General features: G+C 58.8%; 24 protein-coding genes. 16 read left to right on the forward strand and 8 right to left on the reverse strand.

All coding sequences use genetic code 11. From position 1 onward, the window contains the following. The first annotated feature begins 11 nt into the window (after positions 1-11). The 8 genes from C4J90_RS08425 (at position 12) to C4J90_RS08460 (ending at position 11,503) form a co-directional block, all read left to right on the forward strand. Entirely contained in the window at positions 12-716 is a 705-nt protein-coding gene (locus C4J90_RS08425; RefSeq protein ID WP_003172807.1) for a succinate dehydrogenase iron-sulfur subunit, read from the forward strand. A 256-nt stretch (positions 717-972) separates the two neighbouring features. Next, positions 973-3,804, forward strand: a complete 2,832-nt coding sequence (locus C4J90_RS08430) for a 2-oxoglutarate dehydrogenase E1 component (RefSeq protein ID WP_124361978.1) — start codon at positions 973-975, stop codon at positions 3,802-3,804. Between the two features lie 44 nt (positions 3,805-3,848). Then, the gene (odhB, locus tag C4J90_RS08435) at positions 3,849-5,075 is read left to right on the forward strand and encodes a 2-oxoglutarate dehydrogenase complex dihydrolipoyllysine-residue succinyltransferase (protein WP_124366429.1); all 1,227 of its coding nucleotides are present in this window, start codon (positions 3,849-3,851) and stop codon (positions 5,073-5,075) included. A gap of 108 nt (positions 5,076-5,183) precedes the next feature. Continuing rightward, a complete protein-coding gene (gene lpdA / locus C4J90_RS08440; RefSeq protein ID WP_065949127.1) occupies positions 5,184-6,620 on the forward strand; it encodes a dihydrolipoyl dehydrogenase in 1,437 nt (478 codons plus the stop codon). A 204-nt stretch (positions 6,621-6,824) separates the two neighbouring features. Continuing rightward, entirely contained in the window at positions 6,825-7,991 is a 1,167-nt protein-coding gene (gene sucC, locus C4J90_RS08445) for an ADP-forming succinate--CoA ligase subunit beta (protein WP_003190011.1), read from the forward strand. After that, entirely contained in the window at positions 7,991-8,872 is an 882-nt protein-coding gene (gene sucD, locus C4J90_RS08450; protein ID WP_124361980.1) for a succinate--CoA ligase subunit alpha, read from the forward strand. The genes sucC and sucD overlap by 1 nt, the downstream gene beginning before the upstream one ends. Before the next feature lie 433 nt (positions 8,873-9,305). Next, entirely contained in the window at positions 9,306-10,619 is a 1,314-nt protein-coding gene (gene brnQ / locus C4J90_RS08455; RefSeq protein WP_124361981.1) for a branched-chain amino acid transport system II carrier protein, read from the forward strand. 143 nt (positions 10,620-10,762) lie between these two features. After that, positions 10,763-11,503: a DUF599 domain-containing protein gene (locus C4J90_RS08460; RefSeq protein WP_124366431.1), complete on the forward strand. Its 741-nt coding sequence runs from the start codon at positions 10,763-10,765 to the stop codon at positions 11,501-11,503. Between the two features lie 83 nt (positions 11,504-11,586). On the opposite strand, the gene C4J90_RS08465 is transcribed toward C4J90_RS08460, so the two are convergent. Then, positions 11,587-11,844 carry a hypothetical protein gene (locus tag C4J90_RS08465; RefSeq protein ID WP_057722672.1) on the reverse strand — a complete coding sequence of 86 codons (258 nt, stop codon included), beginning with the start codon at positions 11,842-11,844 and terminating at the stop codon, positions 11,587-11,589. Between the two features lie 154 nt (positions 11,845-11,998). On the opposite strand from C4J90_RS08465, the gene C4J90_RS08470 reads away from it, so the two are divergent. The 4 genes from C4J90_RS08470 to C4J90_RS08485 all read left to right on the forward strand — a co-directional run bounded on the left by C4J90_RS08470 (position 11,999) and on the right by C4J90_RS08485 (position 15,683). Beyond that, positions 11,999-12,445: a PaaI family thioesterase gene (locus C4J90_RS08470; RefSeq protein WP_124414251.1), complete on the forward strand. Its 447-nt coding sequence runs from the start codon at positions 11,999-12,001 to the stop codon at positions 12,443-12,445. Further along, complete coding sequence (locus C4J90_RS08475) at positions 12,442-12,894, forward strand: PaaI family thioesterase (protein WP_124419603.1); 453 nt, start codon at positions 12,442-12,444, stop codon at positions 12,892-12,894. The genes C4J90_RS08470 and C4J90_RS08475 overlap by 4 nt, the downstream gene beginning before the upstream one ends. 89 nt (positions 12,895-12,983) lie before the next feature. Then, the gene (htpG, locus tag C4J90_RS08480) at positions 12,984-14,888 is read left to right on the forward strand and encodes a molecular chaperone HtpG (protein WP_124366434.1); all 1,905 of its coding nucleotides are present in this window, start codon (positions 12,984-12,986) and stop codon (positions 14,886-14,888) included. A gap of 66 nt (positions 14,889-14,954) precedes the next feature. Then, the gene (locus tag C4J90_RS08485; protein WP_124361987.1) at positions 14,955-15,683 is read left to right on the forward strand and encodes a dienelactone hydrolase family protein; all 729 of its coding nucleotides are present in this window, start codon (positions 14,955-14,957) and stop codon (positions 15,681-15,683) included. Between the two features lie 98 nt (positions 15,684-15,781). Here the strand turns inward: C4J90_RS08485 and C4J90_RS08490 are convergent, their stop codons facing one another. Further along, on the reverse strand, positions 15,782-16,648 hold the full coding sequence (locus C4J90_RS08490; protein ID WP_124419604.1) for a pirin family protein: 867 nt from the start codon (positions 16,646-16,648) through the stop codon (positions 15,782-15,784). Between the two features lie 64 nt (positions 16,649-16,712). After that, positions 16,713-17,129, reverse strand: a complete 417-nt coding sequence (locus C4J90_RS08495) for an OsmC family protein (RefSeq protein WP_124361989.1) — start codon at positions 17,127-17,129, stop codon at positions 16,713-16,715. 170 nt (positions 17,130-17,299) lie between these two features. Here C4J90_RS08495 and C4J90_RS08500 point away from each other — a divergent pair, with 170 nt between their 5' ends. The 4 genes from C4J90_RS08500 (at position 17,300) to C4J90_RS27035 (ending at position 19,708) form a co-directional block, all read left to right on the forward strand. Further along, on the forward strand, positions 17,300-18,292 hold the full coding sequence (locus C4J90_RS08500; RefSeq protein WP_372237492.1) for an amidohydrolase family protein: 993 nt from the start codon (positions 17,300-17,302) through the stop codon (positions 18,290-18,292). Between the two features lie 267 nt (positions 18,293-18,559). Further along, positions 18,560-18,868: a transposase gene (locus tag C4J90_RS27025; protein ID WP_256658934.1), complete on the forward strand. Its 309-nt coding sequence runs from the start codon at positions 18,560-18,562 to the stop codon at positions 18,866-18,868. Between the two features lie 8 nt (positions 18,869-18,876). Then, positions 18,877-19,509 carry an IS3 family transposase gene (locus C4J90_RS27030; RefSeq protein ID WP_256658983.1) on the forward strand — a complete coding sequence of 211 codons (633 nt, stop codon included), beginning with the start codon at positions 18,877-18,879 and terminating at the stop codon, positions 19,507-19,509. Continuing rightward, the gene (locus tag C4J90_RS27035) at positions 19,499-19,708 is read left to right on the forward strand and encodes an integrase core domain-containing protein (RefSeq protein ID WP_256658935.1); all 210 of its coding nucleotides are present in this window, start codon (positions 19,499-19,501) and stop codon (positions 19,706-19,708) included. Before C4J90_RS27030 ends, C4J90_RS27035 begins: the two co-directional genes overlap by 11 nt. Before the next feature lie 531 nt (positions 19,709-20,239). Here C4J90_RS27035 and C4J90_RS08515 read toward each other — a convergent pair. The 5 genes from C4J90_RS08515 to C4J90_RS08535 all read right to left on the reverse strand — a co-directional run bounded on the left by C4J90_RS08515 (position 20,240) and on the right by C4J90_RS08535 (position 26,519). Beyond that, a complete protein-coding gene (locus C4J90_RS08515) occupies positions 20,240-21,571 on the reverse strand; it encodes an IS4 family transposase (RefSeq protein WP_124419606.1) in 1,332 nt (443 codons plus the stop codon). A gap of 123 nt (positions 21,572-21,694) precedes the next feature. Then, entirely contained in the window at positions 21,695-22,915 is a 1,221-nt protein-coding gene (gene fabB / locus C4J90_RS08520; RefSeq protein WP_124361992.1) for a beta-ketoacyl-ACP synthase I, read from the reverse strand. An 11-nt stretch (positions 22,916-22,926) separates the two neighbouring features. After that, on the reverse strand, positions 22,927-23,442 hold the full coding sequence (gene fabA / locus C4J90_RS08525) for a 3-hydroxyacyl-[acyl-carrier-protein] dehydratase FabA (protein ID WP_003210552.1): 516 nt from the start codon (positions 23,440-23,442) through the stop codon (positions 22,927-22,929). 249 nt (positions 23,443-23,691) lie between these two features. Beyond that, positions 23,692-25,593, reverse strand: coding sequence for an ATP-binding protein (locus tag C4J90_RS08530; RefSeq protein ID WP_124414256.1), 1,902 nt, complete (start codon positions 25,591-25,593; stop codon positions 23,692-23,694). Beyond that, positions 25,590-26,519 carry an ABC transporter substrate-binding protein gene (locus tag C4J90_RS08535; RefSeq protein ID WP_124414257.1) on the reverse strand — a complete coding sequence of 310 codons (930 nt, stop codon included), beginning with the start codon at positions 26,517-26,519 and terminating at the stop codon, positions 25,590-25,592. The genes C4J90_RS08530 and C4J90_RS08535 overlap by 4 nt, the downstream gene beginning before the upstream one ends.

Genomic DNA, 26,519 nt, shown 5'->3' on the forward strand with positions numbered 1-26,519 from the left:
GGGTGGCTGCCATGTTGAAAGTCAGTGTTTACCGCTACAACCCTGATCAGGACGCCGCGCCGTTCATGCAGGAGTTCCAGGTCGATACCGGTGGTAAAGACCTGATGGTGCTGGATGTACTGGCACTGATCAAAGAGCAGGACGAAGGTTTCTCCTATCGTCGCTCTTGCCGTGAAGGTGTGTGCGGTTCCGACGGCATGAACATCAACGGCAAAAACGGCCTGGCGTGTATCACGCCGCTGTCCGCCGTGGTCAAGGGCAACAAGCTGATCGTTCGTCCACTGCCAGGTTTGCCGGTTATCCGTGACCTGGTTGTCGATATGAGCATCTTCTACAAGCAATACGAGAAAGTTAAGCCATTCCTGCAGAACGACACGCCGGCTCCGGCCATCGAGCGTCTGCAGTCCCCGGAAGAGCGTGAAAAACTCGACGGCCTGTACGAGTGCATCCTGTGCGCTTGCTGCTCGACGTCCTGCCCGTCCTTCTGGTGGAACCCGGACAAGTTCCTGGGCCCGGCTGCACTGCTGCAAGCCTACCGCTTCCTGGCAGACAGCCGCGACACCAAGACGTCCGAGCGTCTGGCTTCACTGGATGACCCGTTCAGCGTATTCCGCTGCCGCGGGATCATGAACTGCGTCAACGTATGTCCCAAAGGCCTGAACCCGACTAAGGCCATTGGTCACATCCGTAACATGCTGCTGCAAAGCGGCGTGTAACTGACGTAAAAGCAGGACCGTTGTGCCCGTAAATGCTGCGGCGCAGGCTTCAACCGGCGCCGTAGTTTTAACTTGAGCAGCGACTTACAAAGCCGCGGCTCTTATTTTGAAGAAATGAGACAAGCAGGGGCATTCGGGTTGGTACCCGAACTATCAGCGTGATCCTAAGTGGCTTGTTTTGGTCGCTGCACTTGGCCTTTTGCAAGCAAACTCGGTGTTTTCGCCGGTGGTGTCCCCAAATCGAGGGTGACCAAGCATGCAAGAAAGCGTGATGCAGCGCATGTGGAACAGCGGCTATCTTTCAGGTGGTAACGCTGCCTATGTGGAAGAGCTTTATGAGCTCTACCTGCACGACCCTAACGCTGTGCCAGAAGAATGGCGCACCAAATTTCAGACGTTGTCTTCAGACGGCAACGCTGCCACCGATGTATCGCATGCTGCGATTCGCGATCATTTCGTGTTGCTGGCAAAGAACCAGCGCCGCGCCCAACCGGTTTCCGCCGGCAGCGTGAGCAGTGAGCACGAGAAGAAGCAAGTTGAAGTACTGCGACTGATCCAGGCTTACCGGATGCGTGGCCACCAGGCGGCCCAGCTTGACCCGCTGGGGCTCTGGCAGCGTCCTGCACCTGCTGACCTGTCGATCAATCATTACGGCTTGACCAATGCCGATCTTGATACGACCTTCCGTGCCGGCGACCTGTTCATCGGCAAAGAGGAAGCGAGCCTACGCGAAATTCACGAAGCGTTGCAGCAGACATATTGCCGCACCATCGGCGCTGAGTTCACGCACATCACCGATTCCGAGCAACGCCAGTGGTTCCAGCACCGCCTGGAAGGCGTGCGTGGCCGTCCGGTATTGTCCGCCGATGTGCGCAGCCACCTGCTCGAGCGCGTGACTGCCGCTGAAGGTCTCGAAAAATACCTGGGTACCAAATACCCGGGCACCAAGCGTTTCGGCCTGGAAGGCGGCGAAAGCCTGATTCCGATGCTCGACGAGCTGATCCAGCGTTCCGGTTCCTACGGCACCAAGGAAGTCGTGATCGGCATGGCTCACCGTGGCCGCCTGAACGTGTTGGTCAATACCTTCGGCAAGAACCCGCGCGAGCTGTTCGACGAGTTCGAAGGCAAGAAGAAGGTCGAACTGGGTTCCGGTGACGTTAAATACCACCAGGGCTTCTCGTCCAACGTCATGACCACCGGCGGTGAAGTTCACCTGGCCATGGCCTTCAACCCCTCCCACCTGGAAATCGTTTCTCCAGTGGTCGAGGGTTCGGTGCGCGCTCGCCAGGATCGTCGTAACGACACCACCGGTGAAAAGGTGCTGCCGATTTCCATCCACGGTGACGCGGCATTCGCCGGTCAAGGCGTGGTCCTGGAAACGTTCCAGATGTCGCAGACTCGCGGCTTCAAGACCGGCGGTACGGTTCACATCGTCATCAACAACCAGGTTGGCTTCACCATCAGCAACCCGCTGGATGCGCGCTCCACCGAGTACGCCACCGACGTTGCCAAGATGATCCAGGCGCCGATTCTCCATGTGAATGGCGATGACCCGGAAGCCGTACTGTTCGTGACCCAGTTGGCTGTTGACTACCGCATGCAATTCAAGCGTGACGTGGTGATCGACCTGGTTTGCTACCGCCGTCGCGGTCACAACGAAGCGGACGAACCAAGCGGCACCCAGCCGTTGATGTACCAGCAGATCACCAAGCAGCGCACCACCCGTGAGCTGTACGCCGAAAGCCTGACCAAGGCCGGCGTGCTGGATGATGCGCGTGTTCAGGCGAAAATCGATGAATACCGCAACGCGCTGGATAACGGCCTGCATGTAGTGAAGAGCCTGGTCAAAGAGCCGAACAAAGAGCTGTTCGTCGACTGGCGTCCGTACCTGGGTCACACCTGGACCGCACGCCATGACACCAGCTTCGACTTGAAGACTTTGCAGGAGTTGTCTGCCAAGTTGCTGGAGATCCCTGAAGGGTTCGTGGTTCAGCGCCAGGTTGCGAAGATCTACGAAGACCGTCAGAAGATGCAAGCCGGCGGCCTGCCGATCAACTGGGGTTACGCCGAAACCATGGCGTACGCGACCCTGGCGTTCGAAGGTCATCCGATCCGCATGACCGGCCAGGACATCGGCCGCGGTACGTTCTCGCACCGTCATGCCGTGTTGCACAACCAGAAAGACGCGGGCACCTACATCCCGTTGCAGAACCTGTACGAAGGCCAGCCGCGTTTCGACCTGTACGATTCGTTCCTGTCCGAAGAAGCTGTACTGGCGTTCGAATACGGCTACTCCACCACCACGCCGCAGGCGCTGGTGATCTGGGAAGCCCAGTTCGGCGACTTCGCCAACGGTGCCCAAGTGGTTATCGACCAGTTCATCACCAGCGGCGAGCACAAGTGGGGCCGTCTGTGCGGTCTGACCATGCTGTTGCCCCATGGTTATGAAGGCCAGGGTCCGGAGCACTCCTCGGCCCGTCTGGAGCGTTACCTGCAGTTGTGCGCCGAGCACAACATCCAGGTGTGCGTACCGACGACCCCGGCGCAGATCTACCACTTGCTGCGTCGCCAGGTAATCCGCCCGCTGCGCAAGCCGCTGGTCGTGTTGACTCCCAAATCGCTGTTGCGTCACAAATTGGCCGTTTCGACCCTGGAAGACCTGGCCGAAGGTTCGTTCCAGACCGTTATTCCAGAAATCGATACGCTGGACGCCGCCAAGGTCACTCGCCTGATCCTGTGCAGCGGCAAGGTCTACTACGATCTGCTGGAAAAACGCCGTGCCGAAGGCCGCGAAGACATCGCCATCGTGCGTATCGAGCAGCTTTACCCGTTCCCGGAAGATGACCTCATGGAGATCATCGCGCCTTACACCAACCTCACGAATGTCGTGTGGTGTCAGGAAGAACCGATGAACCAGGGCGCCTGGTACAGCAGCCAGCATCACCTGCGTCGCAGCATCGGCAACCACAACAAGGCTTTGGGCCTGGAGTACGCCGGTCGTGATGCATCTGCTGCACCTGCTTGTGGCTACGCGTCGATGCACGCCGAGCAGCAGGAAAAACTGCTGCAAGATGCTTTCACTGTTTAACGCCTTCGCGCTGACTGAAACCGAATTTTAAGGACCTACAGATAATGGCTATCGAAATCAAAGCCCCGTCATTCCCGGAATCGGTTGCCGATGGCACCGTTGCCACTTGGCACAAGAAACCAGGCGAGGCCGTCAAGCGTGACGACCTGATCGTCGACATCGAGACCGACAAGGTTGTGCTGGAAGTGCTGGCCGAAGCCGACGGCGTGCTGGGCGCGATCGTTGCAGAAGAAGGCGCTACCGTTCTGTCGAACCAGGTACTGGGCTCGATCGAAGAGGGCAGTGCTGCTGCCGCGCCTGCTGCTGCCGCACCGGCTGCCGCTGCCTCTGCTGCCCCGGCCGCCGCTCCGGCTGCAGGTGGCGAAGACCCAATCGCTGCACCGGCTGCGCGTCAACTGGCTGAAGAGAACGGTATCAACCTGGCTTCCATCAAAGGCACCGGCAAAGACGGCCGTGTTACCAAGGAAGACGTGGTTGCTGCTATTGAAGCCAAGAAAAACGCTCCGGCTGCCGCACCTGCCAAGGCCGCTGCTCCAGCTGCCGCCGCGCCTGTATTCGCCGCCGGCGACCGCACCGAGAAGCGCGTGCCGATGACCCGTGTACGTGCCACCGTGGCCAAACGCCTGGTTGAAGCTCAGTCGAACATGGCGATGCTGACCACGTTCAACGAAGTCGACATGACCGAAGTCATGGCCCTGCGTTCGAAGTACAAGGATCTGTTCGAGAAGTCCCACAACGGTGTGCGCCTGGGCTTCATGTCGTTCTTCGTGAAAGCGGCCACCGAAGCGCTGAAGCGCTTCCCGGCAGTCAACGCTTCCATCGACGGCGCCGACATCGTTTACCATGGCTATGCAGACATCGGCGTTGCCGTGTCCAGCGACCGTGGCCTGGTGGTTCCGGTTCTGCGTAACGCCGAACTGATGAGCCTGGCCGAAATCGAAGGCGGCATCGCCGGCTTCGGCAAGAAAGCCCGTGACGGCAAGCTGACCATCGACGAGATGACCGGCGGTACCTTCACCATCACCAACGGTGGTACCTTCGGTTCGATGATGTCGACGCCGATCGTCAACCCGCCACAAGCTGCGATCCTGGGCATGCACAACATCATCCAGCGTCCGATGGCCATCAACGGCCAGGTCGTGATCCGCCCAATGATGTACCTGGCGCTGTCTTACGATCACCGCCTGATCGATGGTAAAGAAGCCGTGACGTTCCTGGTGACCATCAAGAACCTGCTGGAAGACCCGGCTCGCCTGCTTCTGGATATCTAAAAAGCAGCTGCAGGTCGCAAGCTGCAAGCGCCAAGCCCAAAGCGGCGAGCGGTGCTTTCAACTTGCGGCGTGCGGCTTGTAGCTTGCAGCTAAAAAGGGAACCTTTTTATGACACAGAAATTTGACGTTGTAGTGATTGGTGCAGGCCCTGGCGGCTATGTTGCCGCCATCAAGGCCGCACAACTGGGCCTCTCGACTGCTTGCATCGAAAAGTACACCGACAAGGAAGGCAAACTGGCGCTGGGCGGTACCTGCCTGAACGTGGGTTGCATTCCGTCCAAGGCGCTGCTGGACAGCTCCTGGAAATTCCACGAAGCCCAGGATGGCTTCGCGATTCACGGTATCAACCATGCTGGCGTGACCATGGACGTGCCAGCGATGGTCGGCCGTAAAGCCAACATCGTCAAAGGCCTGACTTCCGGCGTTGCCACCTTGTTCAAGGCCAACGGCGTTACTTCCCTGCAAGGTCACGGCAAACTGCTGGCCGGCAAGAAAGTTGAAATCACCAAGCCGGACGGCTCGGTTGAAGTCATCGAAGCCGAGAACGTGATCCTGGCACCGGGTTCGCGTCCAATCGACATTCCACCGGCTCCAGTCGATCAGAACGTGATCGTTGATTCAACCGGCGCCCTGGAATTCCAGGCCGTACCTAAGCGCCTGGGCGTCATCGGCGCCGGCGTCATCGGCCTGGAGCTGGGTTCGGTATGGTCGCGCCTGGGTTCCGAAGTGACCGTGCTCGAAGCTCTGGACACATTCCTGCTGGCTGCCGACACTGCCGTGTCCAAGGAAGCCTACAAGACCCTGACCAAGCAAGGTCTGGACATCAAGCTTGGCGCCCGAGTTACCGGTTCTAAAGTCAACGGCGAAGAAGTGGTCGTGACCTACACCGACAAGGAAGGCGAGCAGACCATCACTTTCGACAAGCTGATCGTAGCCGTTGGTCGCCGTCCAGTGACCACCGACCTGCTGGCCTCCGACAGCGGCGTGAGCATCGATGAGCGTGGTTTCATTCACGTTGACGATCACTGCGCAACCACCGTGCCGGGCGTTTACGCGATCGGCGACGTGGTTCGTGGCATGATGCTGGCCCACAAGGCTTCCGAAGAAGGCATCATGGTTGTCGAGCGCATCAAGGGTCACAAGACCCAGATGAACTACGACCTGATTCCATCGGTTATCTACACCCACCCGGAAATTGCATGGGTCGGCAAGAACGAACAGCAGTTGAAAGCTGAAGGCGTTGAAGTTAACGTCGGCACCTTCCCGTTTGCCGCTTCTGGCCGTGCCATGGCAGCCAACGACACCGGTGGTTTTGTCAAAGTCATCGCTGATGCCAAGACTGACCGCGTATTGGGCGTCCACGTGATTGGCCCAAGCGCTGCAGAACTGGTTCAGCAAGGCGCTATCGGTATGGAATTCGGCACCAGCGCCGAAGACTTGGGCATGATGGTCTTCTCCCATCCGACCCTGTCCGAAGCGTTGCACGAAGCAGCGTTGGCTGTGAATGGCGGCGCCATCCACATCGCCAACCGCAAGAAGCGCTAAGCGAGATAATAAGAAACCACGGCGGAGTTGCCCGTCGTGAGCCTTGCGCGCAAGACTCACCGCGGAATATCCGCTGGACGCAGCCTTGCGCAGCTTTACGGGCCATAAGCCCTGCAAGTTGCGCAAGCAGCAGTCACAGGTGGCGCGGCACTCATAATGAGCGCAGCGCCGAATGCGCAGTACCTAACGAAGACGGTAAAAAGCATGAATCTTCACGAGTATCAGGGTAAGCAGCTGTTCGCTGAATACGGCCTGCCAGTTTCCAAGGGCTACGCAGTAGACACCCCGGAAGCAGCAGCAGAAGCTTGCGACAAAATCGGCGGCAGCGAGTGGGTTGTCAAAGCCCAGGTCCACGCCGGTGGTCGCGGTAAAGCGGGCGGCGTTAAGCTGGTTCGCAGCAAAGAAGACGCCAAGGCCTTCGCACAGCAGTGGCTGGGCAAGCGTCTGGTGACTTACCAGACTGATGCCAATGGCCAGCCAGTCACCAAGATCCTGGTTGAATCGTGCACTGATATCGCTAAAGAGCTGTACCTGGGCGCTGTCGTTGACCGTTCGAGCCGTCGCATCGTGTTCATGGCTTCCACCGAAGGTGGCGTGGACATCGAGAAGATCGCTCACGAAACCCCAGAAAAAATTCTGAAAGCCACTATCGATCCACTGGTTGGCGCTCAGCCATTCCAGGGTCGCGAGCTGGCTTTCCAGCTGGGCCTGGAAGGCAAGCAAGTTGCCCAGTTCGCCAAGATCTTCGTCGGTCTGGCCAAACTGTTCCAGGATCACGATCTGGCCCTGCTGGAAGTGAACCCGCTGGTGATCAAGGCTGACGGCGATCTGCATTGCCTCGACGCCAAGATCAACATCGACGCCAACGCCATGTACCGTCAGCCTAAGCTGAAGACTTTCCACGATCCGTCCCAGGACGATCCGCGCGAAGCGCACGCTGCCAAGTTCGAACTGAACTACGTAGCCCTGGAAGGTAACATCGGTTGCATGGTCAACGGTGCTGGCCTGGCCATGGGTACCATGGACATCGTCAACCTGCATGGCGGCAAACCAGCCAACTTCCTCGACGTAGGTGGTGGCGCTACCAAGGAACGCGTTACCGAAGCGTTCAAGATCATCCTGTCCGACTCCAACGTCGCTGCAGTACTGGTCAACATCTTCGGCGGCATCGTTCGTTGCGACATGATTGCCGAAGGCATCATCGGTGCAGTGAAAGAAGTTGGCGTTAAAATCCCGGTTGTTGTTCGCCTTGAAGGTAACAACGCTGAACTGGGCGCTAAAGTACTGGCAGAAAGCGGTTTGAACATCATCGCGGCTACCAGCCTGACCGACGCTGCTCAACAAGTTGTCAAAGCTGCGGAGGGCAAATAATGAGCGTCCTGATCAATAAAGACACCAAAGTTATCTGCCAGGGTATTACCGGTTCGCAAGGTAGTTTCCACACCCAGCAAGCCATCGAATACGGCACCAAGATGGTTGGCGGCGTAACTCCGGGCAAAGGCGGCACCGAGCACCTGGGTCTGCCAGTGTTCAACACCGTGAAAGAAGCTGTAGACACCACTGGCGCTACCGCCAGCGTGATCTACGTTCCAGCACCTTTCTGCAAAGATTCCATCCTGGAAGCGGCATTCGGCGGCATCAAGCTGATCGTGTGCATCACTGAAGGCATTCCTACCCTGGACATGCTGGACGCTAAAGTTAAGTGCGACGAGCTGGGCGTTGTCCTGATCGGCCCTAACTGCCCAGGCGTGATCACTCCAGGCGAATGCAAGATCGGCATCATGCCAGGTCACATTCACTTGCCAGGCAAAGTCGGTATCGTTTCCCGTTCCGGCACCCTGACCTACGAAGCTGTGAAGCAGACCACTGACGCCGGTTTCGGTCAGTCGACTTGCGTCGGCATCGGCGGTGACCCGATCCCAGGCTCCAACTTCATCGACATCCTGAAGCTGTTCCAGGAAGACCCGAAGACCGAAGCGATCGTCATGATCGGTGAGATCGGCGGTTCGGCTGAAGAAGAAGCCGCTGCCTACATCAAGGCACACGTGACCAAGCCGGTTGTTTCCTACATCGCTGGTGTGACTGCCCCCGCAGGCAAGCGCATGGGCCATGCTGGCGCAATCATCTCTGGCGGCAAGGGCACTGCAGACGAGAAGTTTGCTGCCCTGGAAGACGCAGGCGTGAAAACCGTGCGTTCGCTGGCAGACATCGGCAAGGCTTTGTCCGAGCTGACCGGTTGGGCTGTCAAGTAAGCCTCGCGCTTAGCTGACGCTTTACCAGCAAAGGCCACCTTCGGGTGGCCTTTGTGCATGTCGGGCTCGGTAACATGCCTGCGACGGGTAGAGATCCAAATGTGGGAGGGGGCTTGCCCCCGATTGCGAAGTTTTAGTCAGGATGATGTGACTGAGCCACCGCTATCGGGAGCAAGCCCCCTCCCACATTTTTGTCTGTATTGCCAAATTAAGTATGAAAAAACGACATTGAAATGTCGCTTATCGGACAGTTCGCCCTGCAACAGTGCGTTTGTCAGGCTAATTCTGTACCCTAGCCGCCTCTTTATGCGTGCGCCTCCCAAAAGGAAGCCCCGCGCTGGACCGGCCGGTCCCGATCAGGACCGGCAGCCTTTCCCTCATCCATAGGGAAGCCCTCTCTAAATTCCGATTCAGTAGTGTGGTATTTCCTCAAATGAAAGTGTTGAAAAGCCAGGATATCCTGGCGTTGGGCTTTATGACCTTTGCCCTGTTCGTGGGCGCCGGCAACATCATCTTCCCGCCCATTGTGGGCTTGCAGTCCGGGCCACACGTCTGGATGGCCGCCTTAGGGTTCCTGATTACGGCAGTTGGCCTGCCGGTCGTCACCGTGATCGCACTGGCCAAGGTCGGCGGCGGTATGGATGCGCTGAGCAGCCCGATCGGCAAGATCGCCGGCGGCCTGCTCGCGGCGGCGGCGTACCTGGCGGTCGGGCCGCTGTTCGCCACGCCGCGTACCGCCACCGTTTCGTTCGAAGTGGGCCTGGCGCCGCTGACCGGCGAAAGCCCGCTGGCGCTGTTCCTGTACAGCTCGGTGTATTTCCTGGTGGTGTTTTTCGTGTCGTTGTACCCAGGGCGCCTGCTGGACACCGTGGGGCGTTTCCTCGCGCCGTTGAAGATCATCGCACTGGCCATCCTTGGCATCGCCGCGTTTGCCTTGCCGGCCGGTGAAGTCGGTGTCGCCACGCCGGAATACGTCGCTGCGCCATTCTCCCAGGGCTTTATCAATGGCTACCTGACCATGGATACCCTGGGTGCGCTGGTATTTGGCATTGTCATCGTCAACGCGATTCGCTCCCGTGGCGTGGAGTCGCCCAAGCTGATCACGCGTTACGCGATCATTGCCGGGCTGATTGCCGGCGTGGGTCTGGCGCTGGTGTACATCAGCCTGTTCCGCCTCGGCTCGGGCAGCCATGCCGTGGCCGCAGGTGCCAGCAACGGTGCCGCAGTGCTGCACGCCTATGTGCAACATACCTTCGGCTCACTGGGCAGCGGTTTCCTGGCGGTGCTGATTTCCCTGGCGTGCCTGGTCACCGCCGTGGGCCTGACCTGCGCCTGCGCTGAGTACTTCAGCCGTGTGCTGCCGCTGTCCTACAAGACCCTGGTGGTGATCCTCGCGCTGTTCTCGCTGTTCGTGTCCAACCTGGGCCTGACCAAGCTGATCGCGTTCTCCATCCCGGTGCTCACCGCGATCTACCCGCCGTGCATCGTGTTGGTGGCCCTGAGCTTCTGTAAGGATTTCTGGCAGGAGCAGGGCCGTATCGTTGGCCCGGTCATGCTGGTGTCGTTTATCTTTGGCTGCATCGATGCGCTCAAGGGCGCGGGCCTGGCGGATTGGATGCCGTCGCAACTGATGCACCTGCCGTTGAGCGAGCAGGGCCTGGCGTGGCTGGTGCCATCGGTGATGATCCTGGTGGTGGCGGTGGTGGTGGATCGCATGCTGGGAAAACGCAGCGAAGCCATCGCGTAGTACTGATTTCAACGCATTGATGAAATGCCCCGTATCAATCGATACGGGGCATTTTTTATGGGCGTCATGCAGTGTCTTTTTGCTTGAGCTAGCGTCGAACAGGTGACTCATTTCTCAAATGAAAACTGTGAACAAGGGCCCACATGTCGTTTGTCGAAACCAATCAAGTCCACCTGCTTGCTGCCCTATGGTTCATCCTGTGTTGGGGTGGTTATACCCGTTACGCCACTTGGAAGGCCCGCGACACGGCCTGCCTGGCCAGCGTGTTGCATCTGTATCGCGAAGACTGGATGCGCCGCATGTTGCTGCGCGATAACCGCATCGCCGACGCCAGCGTGATCGGTAACCTGGAGCGGAACGCCTCGTTCTTCGCCTCCAGCACCTTGATTATCCTCGCCGGCATCCTCACCGTGCTGGGCGCCTCCGAGCGGGCGGTATCGCTGCTGGCGGATATCCCGATGGTGCAGCAGGCCTCCCAGGGTATGTCGGAGATCAAGTTGCTGTGCTTGGCGCTGGTGTTCGTCTACGCCTTCTTCACCTTCAGCTGGTGCATGCGTCAGTACAACTTTGCCGCAGTGCTGGTGGGCTCGGCGCCGATGATCGGTGAGCGGCATGTGTCGGAGCAGGAGCGCAATGCATTTGCCTTGCGGGCGGCGCGGGTGATTTCGATGGCGGCCAACCAATTCAACTTTGGCCTGCGCGCTTATTACTTCGGCATGACCATGCTGGCCTGGTTCGTCAGCCCGTGGTTGTTCATGTTGATGAGCAGCGGGGTGGTGTTAGTGCTTTACCGTCGTGAGTTCCATTCCGACGTTCTACAGGTGATGGTGTATACCCCGACGGAGATGCACGCCCCGGATCCGGCAAAAGACAACGTGTCTTGAACGTCGGATAAAACAACAGGCAAAGAAAAGCCCGCTTTATAAGCGGGCTATCTTTTGCAGCACTACAGCTTTACACCGTGCAATTACTGCTTGGCAGGCTCTGCAGGTGCGGCAGGTGCAGCTTCTTTCGCGGCGGCAGCGTTCGATTCGGCCTGAGCTTTGGCAGCATCGGCGTTTTCTTTCGCAGCGTCGTTCACTTTATCCTGTGCTTTCGCCATGTCTTGCTGAGCTTGCTCAGAATGTGCAGCGGCGTCTTGGGCTTTGTCTTCGGATTTCTTGTCGCAGGCAGCCAGGCCGAGGGCAGCGGCCAGCATCATGGAAATAGCTAATGTCTTGCGCATGGTGTTTCTCCTTATTGAAGATATCTACTGGCCTTTCGAACTCAAGGGGCCAGCATTAGTTCCTTTTGTTCCACAGATATATAAAGCTTTTCGCCAGGAACTTTCCAAATTATTACCTATCCGGCCCACTCACACTAATAAGAATTTAAAAACAATGACCGAAACCCCCTTGTTAGACCGCGCCACTCGCTTTGCTTCGGCGCTTCGCCATTGCCAGGTACTGGGGATTACGGTCCATGCTGCGACGAAGGAGGGCATGACGTTGGTGTTGCCCTACGGCGCGCATATCGTCGGTGATCCCCGCACCGGAGTCATCCACGGTGGCGCGCTGACTTCGTTGATGGACACCGCCTGCGGCATGGCCACCCTGTGCGTGCTGCCCGAGTTCGAGGTGTGCCCGACCCTGGATTTGCGCATCGACTATATGCATCCCGCCGAACCGCATAAACCGGTGTATGGCTTCGCCCAGTGCTACCGGGTAACCACCGATGTAATCTTCACCCGCGGCGTGGCCTATCAGGACGATCCACAGCAGCCCATTGCCCATGTAGTAGGCACCTTCATGCGCATGGGCAAGCACCTCAAGGGGATGCCAGCATGAGTCATCGATTCAAGACCCGCCTGGAGCAAGCACTGGAGCACGGCGATTACGCGGCACTGCTCGACCTGGTTCCCTACGCAAAGCTGATCGGCGTCGAATGCACGCGCTCAGGGGACGAATTGCTGTTTCGCCTGCCAGCCAACAAGGACAACATTGGTAACCCTATATTGCCGGCGCTGCATGGCGGGGTGATCGCCGGCTTCATGGAACTGTCAGCGGCGTTGCACTTGCTCGTATTTACCGGCGCCCCGGGCCTGCCGAAAATCATCGACTTCTCCTTGGATTACCTGCGCGCCGGCCAATTTCGCGATACCTACGCCATTTGTCAGGTGTGGCGCCAGGGCCGGCGTGTCGCCAACGTGGCGATCACCGCCTGGCAAACCATGCCAGCGGAACCAATTGCCACCGCTCGCGCACATTTCAAGATCGAGGAACCGCCGCGCCCTTGAAATACAGGTTGGAGCCCCCAACTTTGATGACAACCCGCCGCCAACCCTTTCGGGCGCGGCTATTGCCATCCAATTGGAGTTTGATGACCATGAGTGTGGAAACTCAAAAGGAAACCCTGGGCTTCCAGACCGAGGTGAAGCAGCTGCTACACCTCATGATCCATTCGCTGTATTCCAACAAGGAAATTTTCCTTCGCGAATTGATCTCGAACGCCTCTGACGCTGTCGACAAATTACGTTTCGAAGCCCTGTCCAAGCCTGAGTTGCTGGAAGGTGGCGCCGAACTGAAAATCCGTGTGAGCTACGACAAAGACGCCAAAACCGTCACCCTCGAAGACAACGGTATCGGCATGAGCCGTGACGATGCGATCACCCACCTGGGGACCATCGCCAAATCCGGCACCGCAGACTTCATGAAGAACCTGTCGGGCGACCAGAAAAAAGATTCCCACTTGATCGGCCAATTCGGCGTGGGCTTCTATTCGGCTTTCATCGTTGCCGACAAGGTAGAAGTGTTCAGCCGCCGCGCCGGTCTTGACGCCAGCGAAGGTGTGCACTGGGCTTCCAAAGGTGAGGGCGAGTTTGAAATCGCCACCCTCGACAAGCCTGACCGTGGCACCCGTATCGTGCTGCACCTGAAAGATGGCGAAGACGAATTCGCCGATGGCTGGCGCCTGCGCAACATCATCAAGAAATACTCCGACCACATCGCCCTGCCGATCGAGTTGCCGAAAGAACAGACGGCTGCCGAAGGCGAAGAAACACCGGCCGTCGAATGGGAAACCGTCAACCGCGCCAGCGCCCTGTGGACCCGTCCGCGTACCGAAATCAAGGACGAGGAATACCAGGAGTTCTACAAGCACATCGGCCACGATTACGAGAACCCGCTGAGCTGGAGCCACAACAAGGTCGAAGGCAAGCTGGAATACAGCTCGCTGCTCTACGTGCCGGCCCGTGCGCCGTTCGACCTGTACCAGCGCGAAGCGCCGAAGGGCCTGAAGCTTTACGTACAGCGTGTGTTCGTGATGGACCAGGCGGAATCGTTCCTGCCGCTGTACCTGCGCTTCATCAAGGGTGTGGTTGATTCCAACGACCTGTCGCTGAACGTGTCGCGTGAGATCCTGCAAAAAGACCCGATCATCGACTCCATGAAGTCGGCGTTGACCAAGCGCGTACTCGACATGCTGGAAAAACTGGCGAAGAACGAGCCTGAGAAATACAAGGGCTTCTGGAAAAACTTCGGCCAGGTCATGAAAGAAGGTCCGGCAGAAGATTTCGCCAACAAGGAAAAAATCGCCGGCCTGCTGCGTTTTGCCTCGACTCAAGGTGAAGACGGTGAACAGGTTGTGTCGCTGGCCGACTACCTGGCACGCGCCAAGGAAGGTCAGGACAAGATCTACTACCTCACCGGTGAAACCTACGCTCAGGTTAAAAACAGCCCGCACCTGGAAGTCTTCCGCAAGAAAGGCATCGAAGTGCTTCTGCTGACCGACCGTATCGATGAGTGGCTGATGAGCTACCTCACCGAATTCGACGGCAAGTCGTTTGTGGACGTGGCGCGTGGCGACCTGGACCTGGGCAACCTGGATTCCGAGGAAGACAAGAAAGCCGCTGAAGAAGTCGCCAAGTCCAAAGAAGGCCTGGTTGAGCGGATCAAGGCGTCCCTGGGTGAAGCCGTCAGCGAAGTGCGGGTTTCCCATCGTCTGACCGATTCGCCGGCGATCCTGGCCATCGGCGAGCAGGACCTGGGCATGCAGATGCGTCAGATCCTCGAAGCCAGCGGTCAGAAGGTTCCGGATTCCAAGCCGATCTTCGAATTCAACCCGGCGCACCCGCTGATCGAGAAGCTCGACGGTGAGCAGAGCGAAGAGCGTTTTGGCGACCTGTCGCACATCCTCTTTGACCAGGCGGCCCTGGCCGCTGGCGACAGCTTGAAAGACCCGGCCGCTTATGTGCGTCGACTGAACAAGCTGTTGGTTGAACTGTCGGTTTAACACCGTTGTAGAAAAACCCGCTTCGGCGGGTTTTTTCGTTTTAGCGCACCTCAACTGGAGTGAATCATGAGCCAAGTCACACTACGTTCCGTGGTCTATCAGATTGATGGCCAGACTTATGAAAGCCGCTTGGCGTTCGATGCCAGCCACAAAGGCCCGTTGCCGGGGCTGTTGATGGCGCCGAACTGGATGGGCGTGAGCGCAGGGGCCGAAGAGATCGCCAAGAGCGTGGCCGGCCAAGGCTATGTGGTGTTGATCGCCGACCTCTATGGGCAAACCGTGCGCCCTTCGAACGGTGATGAGGCGGGTGCGGCGATGATGCCGCTGAAGAACGACCGTGCGTTGCTGAACAAGCGTATGCAAGCCGCCTTCGAACACCTGCAAAGCCAGACTGAAGCGGCTGTGGATACGTCGAAACTGGCGACCTTCGGCTTCTGCTTCGGTGGCTGCTGCTCCCTGGAGCTGGCCCGTACCGGTGCGCCGTTGAAAGCGGCGGTATCGTTCCATGGCACCCTCGACACACCGAACCCCGCAGATGCGAAGAACATCAAGGGTTCAGTGCTGGTGCTGCACGGCGCCTCGGACCCGCTGGTACCGAAAGAACAACTGCCGGCGTTCGAAGATGAAATGAACGCGGCGGGTGTGGATTGGCAATTGCTGAGCTACGGTGGCGCGGTGCATTCCTTTACCGACCCCGAAGCCAATGTGCCGGGCAAGATGATGTATGACGCCAAGACCGCAGCGCGGGCGTTCCGGTCGATGCATAACTTGCTGGATGAGGTGTTCAAGGGCTGATTTTTTAGTGTCTGTTCGGACGCTATCGGGAGCAAGCCCCCTCCCACACTTGGATTGTGAATACAGTGCAAATGTGGGAGGGGGCTTGCCCCCGATGACTATCTAACAGGCAACTCAATCCTTTCAGACTCCCCCGGCACCGTCGGCCAATCCCCAGCCGCCCAGCGCTGCCGTGCCTGTTCGATCACCGCCGGGTCGCTCGACACAAAGTTCCAGTTTATCCGCCGTGGTCCATCCAGCGGCGCGCCGCCAAGTATCACCAGGTGGCAGTCACTCTCGGCAGACAGGGTCATCTCCTGCCCAGTCGGTAAGACCACCAGGCTGCGTACCTCCAGAACCTCACCGTCCAACTGCGCGTCACCCTCCAGTACATACACCGCGCGCTCCTCGTGCTCATCCGGGATCAGCAGGGTAGTGGCCGTCTGCATCCGCACGTCGGCGTACAGCGTGGGCGACAACACCGGTACGGGCGACTTGAGACAGAACCCGCTGCCGGCGATCAGGCGCACCTGCACGCCCAGGTTATCGCTGACCGGCAAACTGGCCGCCGGGTGGTGACTGTAGTGGCCCGGCCCGGTTTCGTGGTGCTTGGGCGATGCCAGCCACACTTGCAGCCCATGCAGCGTAAAACCACTGGCCTTGACCGCCTCGGGCGTGCGCTCGACGTGGGCAATCGCGCTGCCAGCAGTCATCCAACTGACCTCGCCGGCTTGCACCACCTGGTCCGAGCCCAGGCTGTCCTTGTGCTGCAAGGTGCCTTCGAACAGATAGGTGAGGGTCGACAGCCCGATATGGGGATGCTGGCGGATATTCATCCCACTGCCCGGCGCGTAACGGATCGGCAGCATATGGTCGAAGAACACGAAAGGCCCGACGCTGCGGCATTCACGCGAGGGCAGTGGGCGCAGGATAGGCTGGCCCTCGACATCTTCGGGGCGAGGGCGGATCACGGTGAGCGTGGTCATGGGGGCATCCCTGTCTGAGCGGGTTGGACGACGCTGAGCATAACCCGCTCGGACAGAGTTGGCGTTATTGGCTGAAGGCGCCTTCCGAAAGTGTGGTCTCGATGCTGACTTCGGCGGTGGTCATCAGTTTGTGCACCGGGCACTTGTCGGCGACACGGTGCAACTCATCGCGCTGAGCGTCGGTGAGCACGCCCTTGAGGGTCAGCTTGACGTTGAGCCTGTACTTACCTTTTTGCTCTTCGGCGGCGTCGTGGGTAACTTCTACCGTCACGCCGGTGAGCGGAATGTCTTTCTTCTGCGCATAGAGCCTGACGGTCAAGGCCTTGCACGATGCCAGCGCAGCATCGAAGTAATCATGGGGAGAGGGCGCTGAATCGTCACCTCCCAGGCTCTTGGGCAGGTCGGTAAACAGCTCGTGGTTGTTGATAGCGACGCTGTGACGGAAATTCTCAGCGTTCAACGTATTGACGGTAACAGGCATGGCGAACCTCACAAGGCTGTGGATGACGGTCATGCAGTAATAGAACATGCCGGCGCTGGGGCGTTCCAGGTTTTTGTCCGTGCTGAACCCTGATGCGTGGCGTAGGGTCTACCCGTATCAGCCCCTATCGAGGTATCACCGTGCTCTGGACCCGTGTGAGTTTTGCCCTGATGCTCGCCGCCAGCAGCCTTGCCGCGCAGGCTCGCGAGTATGCCTACAGCGATGCGCACCTGCATTACGTGGATTTTTTCCAGGAAACCGCAGGCATGGACAAGCTGCTCAAGGCCATGGCGGACAATCGCATCGAACATGTGATGATTTCCGGCATTCCCGTGGCCAAGAAATGGCATGAGGACGAACCCAAGCGCCCGCGCTATTACGCAGGCGACGATGCCGATGCCTATTGGTACAGCGCCACCGATGTGATCGTCGCCGCCGCGGTCAATAAGCTGACCCCTGAACAGCGCCAGCACTTTCACCCGTTCCTGGCCGGTTTCAATCCTAACGACAAGAACTCCGCTGCCCACATCCAGCGCATGCTCGACCTCAACCCAGGGCTGTGGCAGGGCATAGGCGAGGTGTTTACCCGCCACGACGACCTCACCGCGCTGACCTCGGGTGATACACCGCGCGCCAACAACGAAGCCATGACGCGCATCTATCACTTGGCGGCGGAGAACGACCTGCCGGTGATGGTGCATTCCAACATCACCTCCAAGCGCGAGCGCAACCCGTTGTACCTGGCCGAAATCGAGCAGCCGCTGCGCAACCATCCGCACACGCGCTTTATCTGGGCCCACGCCGGCACCAGCAAGGAAATCCATCGCCATCAGGTGCAAATGGAGTTCTTGCTGCCCACCTTGACTCGCCTGCTGGAAACCTACCCCAACCTGTATATCGATCTGTCGTGGAGCATGCTCACGCCCTATCTGCTGGATGATGCGGGCAAGCCCAGGCCGGAGTGGGTCAAGCTCGTGGAGCGCTTCCCTGATCGCTTCATGTTGGGCTCCGACGTGGTAGGACGCTTCAACAAGCTGGGTAAGGAAATGCGCCGCTTTGATCCCTTCCTTGATGCATTGCCTGAAGACGTTGCCCACAAGGTCGCGCGGGATAACTTTTTGGCCATCCTGCCCAAGTCGCCTCGCGATGAGGGAGCGCATTGATAGCGGGTTTTGGTTTTGTGTAATGACGTAAGGCGCCGTTAACCTACAGCGGTGGCGCGGTTTTTGGTGTAGGGTTGGGGCTGAGGTGGCCCTATCGGGGCATAGGTACCTACGCAATTTTGGCACGCCCCTGAACCTGTGACGGCTCAGGAGCCGAAACCTCTCTAACTGACGCCCCGCGACCAAAATGTGGGAGGGGGCTTGTTCTGGCCTAATGATCCCGGACACCTCTTAAGGGCGATATGATTCGCCCAATCAGGAGGTTCCATGCAACAGCGAAAGACCTATACCCGCGAGTTCAAGCAACGTGCTGCAAGCATGGTTCTTGATGATAACTGCTCAGTTCCTGACGTCTGTGCGTCGATGAGCGTTGGGCCTACGGCTCTGCGCCGCTGGATTGATCAGGTTCGTAAAGAGCGTCACAAAGGGCAGCCAGTGGCAGGTACCAAGGCTATCAGCGACGAACAGCGAGAGCTTCAACAGCTACGAGCCAAGGTCAAGCGCCTGGAGAGTGAGGCTGAAATCTTAAAAAAGGCTACGGCTCTCTTGATGTCGGGTCCCGATCGTTTTTCCTGATCGAGGAACTGAGGGAGTCGAGTTCATATCCGACCAGCCTGCTTTGCAGTGCACTAGGCGTTTCTCGCAGCGCGTTTTATGACTGGATCAAGCGTCGCTCAGCGCCGAATGCCGAGCGTGACGCGCTTAGAGCAAAAGTCGTGCAATTGCATGTCGAAAGCCGGGAAAGTGCAGGCGCGCGGATGATTTCTCAGCACTTGAAAGCCCAGCAGATCAAGGTGGGCCGGTATTTAGTTGCAAAGCTCATGGCGGAGGCAAATCTGGCCAGCAAACAGCGCCGCCGCCATCAGTATCGTTCTAGAGGTGTCGAAGCATTTGTGGCCAAGAATCTGCTCGAGCGTAACTTCGAGCCAACCGCAATTAATCAGGTCTGGTGCGGCGACGTTACCAGCCTGATGGTTGGGAAACGCTGGTATCACTTGGCAGCGGTCATTGATCTGTTCGCCCGCCGAATCGTTGGCTGGGCGTTTTCTCTGATCAATGACGCCAACCTGGTTAGCAGGGCGCTGAGAATGGCGGTGGAGGTTCGAGGCAAACATGCAGGCTTGATGTTTCATTCGGATCAAGGCTGCCAATACACCAGCCAGCTCTTTCAATCCGAGCTGCTGGGGGCATGGGATAACGCAAAGCATGAGCCGTAGGGGGCAGTGCTGGGACAACGCGCCAACAGAGCGTTTCTTCGGGACGCTCAAATCAGAGTGGGTGCCCACCAAAGGCTATACGACAGTTGAAGAAGCCAAGCAGGATATGACTTGCTTCTTCATGCGATACAACCGGATCAGGCTGCACAGCTACAACAACTACCTGTCGCCAATAGCCATGGAGCAGGAGGCGGCTTGATCACCGTAATCGGTGTCCGGAAAAACTTGACCAGAACAGCTTGCCCCCGATGGCGGCCTGACAACCGACCAGAATGCTGGATCAGAACGAGTACATATCCGTTCCTGCGGTAACGGCGGCTGGCGGTTCCGCTTTTACAGCGTGTCACTTTTGGAAGGATCCAAAAGTAACCAAAAGGTCCTCGCCCCACCACTCGGCACCTCGCCTAGGCTCGGTGTGCCCGTAATCCGACATTGATTTGGGGGGCCGCCGCCACGCGCCATCCATGGCGCGGGGCGGCTAAACCGGCATCCCTGCCGGTTTACCCCCCAAATCACTGTCGGATTCCGGCCAGCGTGGTTTAACGGGCGCCTAAGATCAAGATCAAGAGCAGGAGCAAGATCAAGAGCGGCTCGCTTCGCATCGTGGTTACCGTAAGCTGCTACAAAAGTTGTGTAGATACCTATGCCTATCGGGGGCAAGCCCCCGATGCAGGTGACCCGGTCTCATTCAATGGCTCACAAAAAAGCCCCGAACCAGTCGTAATGCTGTTCACTTAAGCGGAGCAGCATTGCGATCCACTGGAAATCGGGTTTTTGAGATCTTCACCGTCCTCGGCCTTGCAGGTCTGGGGCGGTGATCCAGAAACAAGCTGCCGATACCCTTCCTTAGTTCGGCCAAGCGTCTGCCTGTGGCTGATACCGGATTGGCTGCCGCCATCACGATCAACTGCACGGCGATATACTGGCAAACGGGCTTAAAGCGTATGTCCGACGGAGCTCGACCAAACGCTACCGCTGCTTGACCGGCCTCCCGGCGAATCACGTTGTAAGCGAGTAAAAGCCCCCAGACCTCCTGATAGACCAAGTCGATTTTTTTACTGCGCAAGGTCACGGCATTCTGCTGCATAGGGCTTTTGATATCCCTAAAGCCCAATTCGATTTCCCAGCGTTCCTGATAAAGTTTGGCAACGACCTTGGTGCTGTAGGTGTTGGCTGGTAACGACGTCATGACAGTTTTTAATCTGCCTTGGATTTCATAGCTGACTTCGCGGGCTTCCCAGTGGGTGCCAAGAGCCGGATTTCTCTTTCTGGCTTGCGGTGAGACCTTCATGCGCACCAAGCGGTCGTGCTCGCCGTAACGGATCACTTCTTCACAGACCATGCCTTTTTTGGCGGGAATCAACCAATGACGGTGGGTTCCGGTGTTACTCAGGCTCAACAGCATTTCTGCGCCCCAAAATCCTTTATCGAATAGCGTCACGGAGTGGTCGGGGACTTGCTGCAAAAACTCGTCGGCCAAGCGCATTTCACTGCGCCGGTAAGGCCCTAATTGTGCATCCAGGATTAAGTGCGAACGCACGTTCATCAGCGCTACCAAGCGCATCATGGGGAAGGGAGTCTGACGATCACTGGGCGTATATCCTGACCCGAAATGATCTCGAAGCTCGGGTGTGTCCGGCGTGCGCAAGAGCGCACCGTCCACCGCGAAGACCTGCAAACCGTGCCAGTCGTCCTCGTCGTAGCGCTCCAAGCCCCATTGAGTGCCGGTTTTACGGAATAACCACTCAACGGGATCGGCCCCTAGTCGCTTGCGGGCTTCAGTGACGCCGCTTCGGGCCAACAAGTGGTCGGAGGCGAGGCCTTGAGCGCAAATGTTCAACCGTCTAGCGACCTCATGGACAGGCTCATCACGAAACAACGCCATGCCAAGCACCAACCAAAGCACCTGATCGGCGGGCAAGCGACGCCGACGAATAGTGGCCTGACTGGATAGATCCAGCGCAGACGCAACCCATTCAATGGGGATGTTCTGGGTGAAAGTGCTTAGGTCGCAGAAGTTGAAAAGGTCGCCGAGGTCGAGCAGGTCCTGTTGAACAGACATAAAAAAATCCGATGCCAGAGGTCTGGCATCGGATTTTCTAGGAAGCCCCGCTTTAGCTCAAATGCTTAAGTGAACAGCATTACGAACCAGTCGGGGCTTTTTCATGTGATCAGCCTACGGGCCTTACTTGCCCTGCCAGCGTTTCAACACCAGGGTGGCGTTAGTGCCACCAAAGCCGAAGCTGTTGCTCATCACGGTGTCGATTTTTACATCTTCAACGGTCTTGGTCAGGATCGGCATATCGGCGACGACCGGGTCAATCTCGTCGATGTTGGCCGAACCGGCCATGAAGTTGCCTTCCATCATCAGCAGGCAGTAGATCGCTTCGTGAACGCCAGCGGCGCCCAGGGAGTGACCCGACAGGCTCTTGGTGGAGCTGATTTTCGGCGCATTGTCACCGAATACCGCACGCACGCCTTCCATTTCCTTGGCGTCGCCAACCGGAGTCGAAGTGCCGTGGGTGTTCAGGTAGTCGATCGGGGTGTCCACGGTGGACATCGCCATCTGCATGCAACGGATGGCGCCTTCACCGCTTGGCGCAACCATGTCGTAGCCGTCGGACGTCGCACCGTAGCCGACGATTTCCGCGTAGATCTTGGCACCGCGGGCCAGGGCGTGTTCCAGTTCCTCGACCACGACCATGCCGCCACCGCCGGCGATGACGAAACCGTCACGCTTGGCGTCGTAGGCGCGGGAGGCTTTTTCCGGGGTTTCGTTGTACTGGGTGGACAGCGCGCCCATGGCGTCGAACAGGAACGACTGGCTCCAATGTTCTTCTTCACCGCCGCCGGCGAATACGATGTCCTGCTTGCCCAGTTGAATCTGCTCAACGGCAGTGCCGATGCAGTGGGCGCTGGTGGCGCAGGCCGAGGAGATCGAGTAGTTGACACCCTTGATCTGGAACGGCGTGGCCAGGCAAGCCGAAACGGTGCTGCCCATGGTCCGCGTGACGCGGTACGGGCCAACGCGTTTCACGCCTTTTTCGCGCAGGATGTCCAGCGCTTCCATCTGGTTCAGGGTGGATGCGCCGCCGGAGCCGGCGATCAGGCCGGTACGTACGTTCGACACCTGGTCTTCGCTCAGGCCGGAGTCGGCGATCGCGTCTTTCATGGCCAGGTAGGCGTAGGCGGCAGCGTGGCCGACGAAGCGATAGATCTTGCGATCGATCAGTTCTTCGAGGGGCAGGTCAATGGAGCCGGAAACCTGGCTACGCAGACCCATTTCGGCATATTCCGGGTTGAAGCGGATGCCAGGGCGACTTGCACGCAGGTTAGCGGTGACGGTCTCTTTGTCATTGCCCAGGCAAGAAACGATGCCCAGACCAGTGATAACGACGCGGCGCATGCGGATAACCCTTAAAAGTTGTCAGTGGAAGTGAATACGCCGACCCGAAGGCCTTCGGCAGTATAGATCTCGCGACCGTCGACAGTCACCGAACCGTCGGCGATGGCCAGGTTCAGCTTGCCCTTGAGGACGCGCTTGATTTGAATGTTGTAGGTGACTTTCTTGGCGGTCGGCAGGACCTGGCCAAAGAACTTCACCTCGCCCGAACCCAGGGCGCGGCCGCGACCTGGCAGGCCTTGCCAGCCCAGGTAGAAGCCGACCAGTTGCCACATGGCATCGAGGCCCAGGCAGCCCGGCATCACCGGGTCTCCTTCGAAGTGGCAGGCGAAGAACCACAGGTCAGGGGTGATATCCAGCTCGGCGACCAATTCACCTTTGCCGTACTTGCCACCCTCTTCGCTGATATGGGTGATGCGATCCACCATCAGCATGTTCGGGGCGGGCAGTTGCGCGTTACCTGGGCCGAACAGCTCACCGCGACTGCAGCGCAGCAGGTCTTCCCGAGTAAAGGCGTTTTGTTTGGTCATGCGAGCTCCTCAATAATCCCATGCGGCAGGGTAGGGCAAATCTTCCCGAACCGAATGAAGCGTTCATGCCTCATAGCGGTAGCCTACACATAGACTATTGCGTTGTAGTGAAAGTCACAGCGGCAAGGTACTCAATGTACACTTGTTCACTGAAATGTTAAACCGGACCTGTTTATCGGTCCGTTCGGGTGCCTAAGACTGCCGCACTTTCGTCTTCCACGCCAGTCGGACTTGGCTTGAACGCGACAGCTAATGTACCCAGCGCTGTAGGATTTGCTGCAAATCCGTGCGTTTGAACGGTTTGGCCAGGTAATCGTTCATTCCGGCTGCCAGACAGGCTTCGCGGTCGCCCTGCAAGGCGTTGGCGGTCAGGGCGATAATCGGCAGATCGGCGCAGCCCGGCAGCTGGCGGATGCGCCGGGTGGCCTCGTAGCCGTCGATCAATGGCAGGCGGCAATCCATCAGGATGGCCGTGAAAATCAGGCTTTCGGCGCTGCGGATCGCCTCGGCGCCATCGGTGGCCAGGCTGACTTCGAAGCCCAGGCTGCGCAGCATGGCCTCGACCACGGTACGATTAACCGGGTTGTCTTCCACCAGCAGTATATGCCGCCCGTCGCCTGCACTGGTTTTACCCACGGCGTCCTCGGCGATGGCGGGCAGGCTCTGTTGATCGATAGCCAGCGGAATTTCCAGGGTGAACACCGAACCCCGGCCTTCTTCGCTCTGGGCGCGCAGGGTGCCGCCCATGCGTTCGGCCAGCGTACGGGCAATCGGCAGGCCGAGGCCGGTGCCGCCGTAACGTCTTGAAATGGAACTGTCGGCTTGCTGGAACGCGTCGAACATCAATTCCAGGCGCTCGGCGGAAATACCGATGCCGCTGTCGCGCACGGTGCAGGTAAACCACACCAGTTCATGGTCAAGGGTTTGCCAGTGGGGCTGCACGTGTACCGTGCCGTGCTCGGTGAACTTCAAGGCATTGCCGATCAGGTTCACCAGAATCTGCCGGATACGCGTCGGATCACCGCGCACCCGCAGGGCTTCCATGCCCGATGGAATCGGCAGCTCCAGGGCCAGCCCGCGTTGCTGCGCACTGTGCTGGAACGCCTGGGCGCAACTGCTGATCAGTTCAGCCAGGTTGAAGGAAATATGTTCCAACTCCAGCGCGGCCCGCTCGATACGTGAAAAATCGAGGATGTCATTGATCACCTTGAGCAGGTGCTCGGTGGACTCGGAGGCCAGCGCCGCGTACTCGGCCTGCTCTTCGGTCATCTCGGTGGTTTCCAGCAGTTGCAGCATGCCCAGCACGCCATTCATGGGCGTGCGCAGCTCATGGCTCATCATCGCCAGGAAGTCCGATTTGGCATTGTTCGCGCGCTCGGCTTCTTCGCGGGTCTGGATCAGTTGAGCCATGGCCTGCTGTTGTTCACGGCTGGCCTGGTTGAGGCCGGCGGCCAGGTTGTTGATGTGCCGCGCCAGATCGCCCAGTTCGGAGTCATCGACAATCGGCAGCGGTGTCTTGTAGTCGCCCTGCTGGATAGCCTTCACCGCGTTCCCCATGGCGCTGATCGGCTGCGACAGGCTGGCGGCCAGGCGTCGCGCCAGCAGGCAGGTGAACAACAGCGCGAACAGCGCCAGGATGCCGGCCTTGAACAGGATTTCCTGCTGGCGCTGGCTGAACGCATCGTTGGACATCCCGACGATCACTCGGCCCAGGTAATCCGCGCGCGGCGCTGTGGGTTCGTTGAGGTTGTCCTGGAAAAAGTCATTGCCCAACTGGATATGTTGCAAGCGGATCGGTGCCTGGAACACCTTCACCGACAGTGAGCGGTCGTGTTTCTCCGACGGCTGCTCCACGTACACCAGAATGTTCTCGGCGCTGTCCTGAATCTCCAGGAAACGCACGTGCGGGGTAGCCAGCGTCGCGCGCAACAGGGTGTCGAGCACCTCGTTGTTGCCGGAAATAACGCCGTACTCGGTGGCCGGCGCCAGTTGGTTGGCGATCAACTGGCCGGTGTGGTCCAGCTCCTGGCGCAAGTCCTGGATACGCACGAAGGTAAAGAAGCTGATCAACAGCAAGGTCAGCAACAGCGCGGGCCCCAGGGTAATGAGCTGGGTGCGGGTGTTGATGTCCCAGCGACGGCGCAAGGTCATGGGCGTCTGTCTCCTTCGGCCAAGCGGGCGGCGACGGCAGCTTCGTCGACCTGTTCGATGCCCAGTGAGCGCGCGACTTGCGGGTTGCCCACCACTTTGAAGTGTTCCGGGTAGAGCGTGCGCGGCCAGTTGGCCGGCGGGTGGTCCAGCAGCCGATCGAGTACCGCGAGCCAGTCAGGCTGGTCGCTGTAGGTACTGGCCAGGCTGCCCGCCCGGACAAACCCGGCATTGGGCCCCACCAACGGCAGTTGCTGGGCATAGCTGCTCAATAACAGGTTCTTGGCGGTTTTAGGGTTGTACAGCTGCGGATCGTCCAAGCCCAGCAGCACGTCACTGTTTTTGAACAGGGCTTGCAGGGGGCGGCTGTCATTGGTGTTGTCCCAGCGTTGCGGCACGATTTCCAGGCCCAGCGGCGCCGCGTACCGGTCAAGCTCAGGCAGCAGGAATTCGCTGTCGGCACCGTAAAGCACACCGATGCGCCGGGCCTGGGGCACGATGCTGGCGATCAGGCGCAACTGGCGCGTCAGCGGCGGATCGCTCCACAACAGGCTGATTTTTGCCGGGTGCGCGCCACCCAGGCGTTGCTGGGCTTGCAGACGGCTGATGCGCAGCACCAGGGTCGGCGGGCCCTGGCTGTCCTGCAAGCGCCAGTCGAGGCCGGGCAGGTCGAGCAGGATCAGGCGGGTAGTGGCGGGCAACTGGCTCGGCGCCGGCAGGTTTTGCAGCAGGGTGAAGGAGACATGGTCTTCGGGGCGCTGCTGCGCGAGGGCCTGTGTAAAGGCTTGGACGCCGGCACCGTCCTCGGCGGCGGTCAGCAAGATTTCCGCGCTCCACACGGGCCTCGTGAACAGCAGGCACACCAGCAGCAAGCCTTTGCGCCACAGCCTTGAAACGACAGGGAGGGTCATCCGTGACGGGTCGCCCAT

Source organism: Pseudomonas sp. R2-60-08W, assembly GCF_003852335.1.
In the GTDB taxonomy this organism is placed as follows: domain Bacteria; phylum Pseudomonadota; class Gammaproteobacteria; order Pseudomonadales; family Pseudomonadaceae; genus Aquipseudomonas.

Coding starts and splice junctions, on each gene's coding strand:
- C4J90_RS08425 (WP_003172807.1), top strand. CDS start 12: ATGTTGAAAGTCAGTGTTTACCGCTACAACCCTGATCAGGACGCCGCG.
- C4J90_RS08430 (WP_124361978.1), top strand. CDS start 973: ATGCAAGAAAGCGTGATGCAGCGCATGTGGAACAGCGGCTATCTTTCA.
- odhB (WP_124366429.1), top strand. CDS start 3,849: ATGGCTATCGAAATCAAAGCCCCGTCATTCCCGGAATCGGTTGCCGAT.
- lpdA (WP_065949127.1), top strand. CDS start 5,184: ATGACACAGAAATTTGACGTTGTAGTGATTGGTGCAGGCCCTGGCGGC.
- sucC (WP_003190011.1), top strand. CDS start 6,825: ATGAATCTTCACGAGTATCAGGGTAAGCAGCTGTTCGCTGAATACGGC.
- sucD (WP_124361980.1), top strand. CDS start 7,991: ATGAGCGTCCTGATCAATAAAGACACCAAAGTTATCTGCCAGGGTATT.
- brnQ (WP_124361981.1), top strand. CDS start 9,306: ATGAAAGTGTTGAAAAGCCAGGATATCCTGGCGTTGGGCTTTATGACC.
- C4J90_RS08460 (WP_124366431.1), top strand. CDS start 10,763: ATGTCGTTTGTCGAAACCAATCAAGTCCACCTGCTTGCTGCCCTATGG.
- C4J90_RS08465 (WP_057722672.1), bottom strand. CDS start 11,844: ATGCGCAAGACATTAGCTATTTCCATGATGCTGGCCGCTGCCCTCGGC.
- C4J90_RS08470 (WP_124414251.1), top strand. CDS start 11,999: ATGACCGAAACCCCCTTGTTAGACCGCGCCACTCGCTTTGCTTCGGCG.
- C4J90_RS08475 (WP_124419603.1), top strand. CDS start 12,442: ATGAGTCATCGATTCAAGACCCGCCTGGAGCAAGCACTGGAGCACGGC.
- htpG (WP_124366434.1), top strand. CDS start 12,984: ATGAGTGTGGAAACTCAAAAGGAAACCCTGGGCTTCCAGACCGAGGTG.
- C4J90_RS08485 (WP_124361987.1), top strand. CDS start 14,955: ATGAGCCAAGTCACACTACGTTCCGTGGTCTATCAGATTGATGGCCAG.
- C4J90_RS08490 (WP_124419604.1), bottom strand. CDS start 16,648: ATGACCACGCTCACCGTGATCCGCCCTCGCCCCGAAGATGTCGAGGGC.
- C4J90_RS08495 (WP_124361989.1), bottom strand. CDS start 17,129: ATGCCTGTTACCGTCAATACGTTGAACGCTGAGAATTTCCGTCACAGC.
- C4J90_RS08500 (WP_372237492.1), top strand. CDS start 17,300: ATGCTCGCCGCCAGCAGCCTTGCCGCGCAGGCTCGCGAGTATGCCTAC.
- C4J90_RS27025 (WP_256658934.1), top strand. CDS start 18,560: ATGCAACAGCGAAAGACCTATACCCGCGAGTTCAAGCAACGTGCTGCA.
- C4J90_RS27035 (WP_256658935.1), top strand. CDS start 19,499: ATGAGCCGTAGGGGGCAGTGCTGGGACAACGCGCCAACAGAGCGTTTC.
- C4J90_RS08515 (WP_124419606.1), bottom strand. CDS start 21,571: ATGTCTGTTCAACAGGACCTGCTCGACCTCGGCGACCTTTTCAACTTC.
- fabB (WP_124361992.1), bottom strand. CDS start 22,915: ATGCGCCGCGTCGTTATCACTGGTCTGGGCATCGTTTCTTGCCTGGGC.
- fabA (WP_003210552.1), bottom strand. CDS start 23,442: ATGACCAAACAAAACGCCTTTACTCGGGAAGACCTGCTGCGCTGCAGT.
- C4J90_RS08530 (WP_124414256.1), bottom strand. CDS start 25,593: ATGACCTTGCGCCGTCGCTGGGACATCAACACCCGCACCCAGCTCATT.
- C4J90_RS08535 (WP_124414257.1), bottom strand. CDS start 26,519: ATGGGCGACCCGTCACGGATGACCCTCCCTGTCGTTTCAAGGCTGTGG.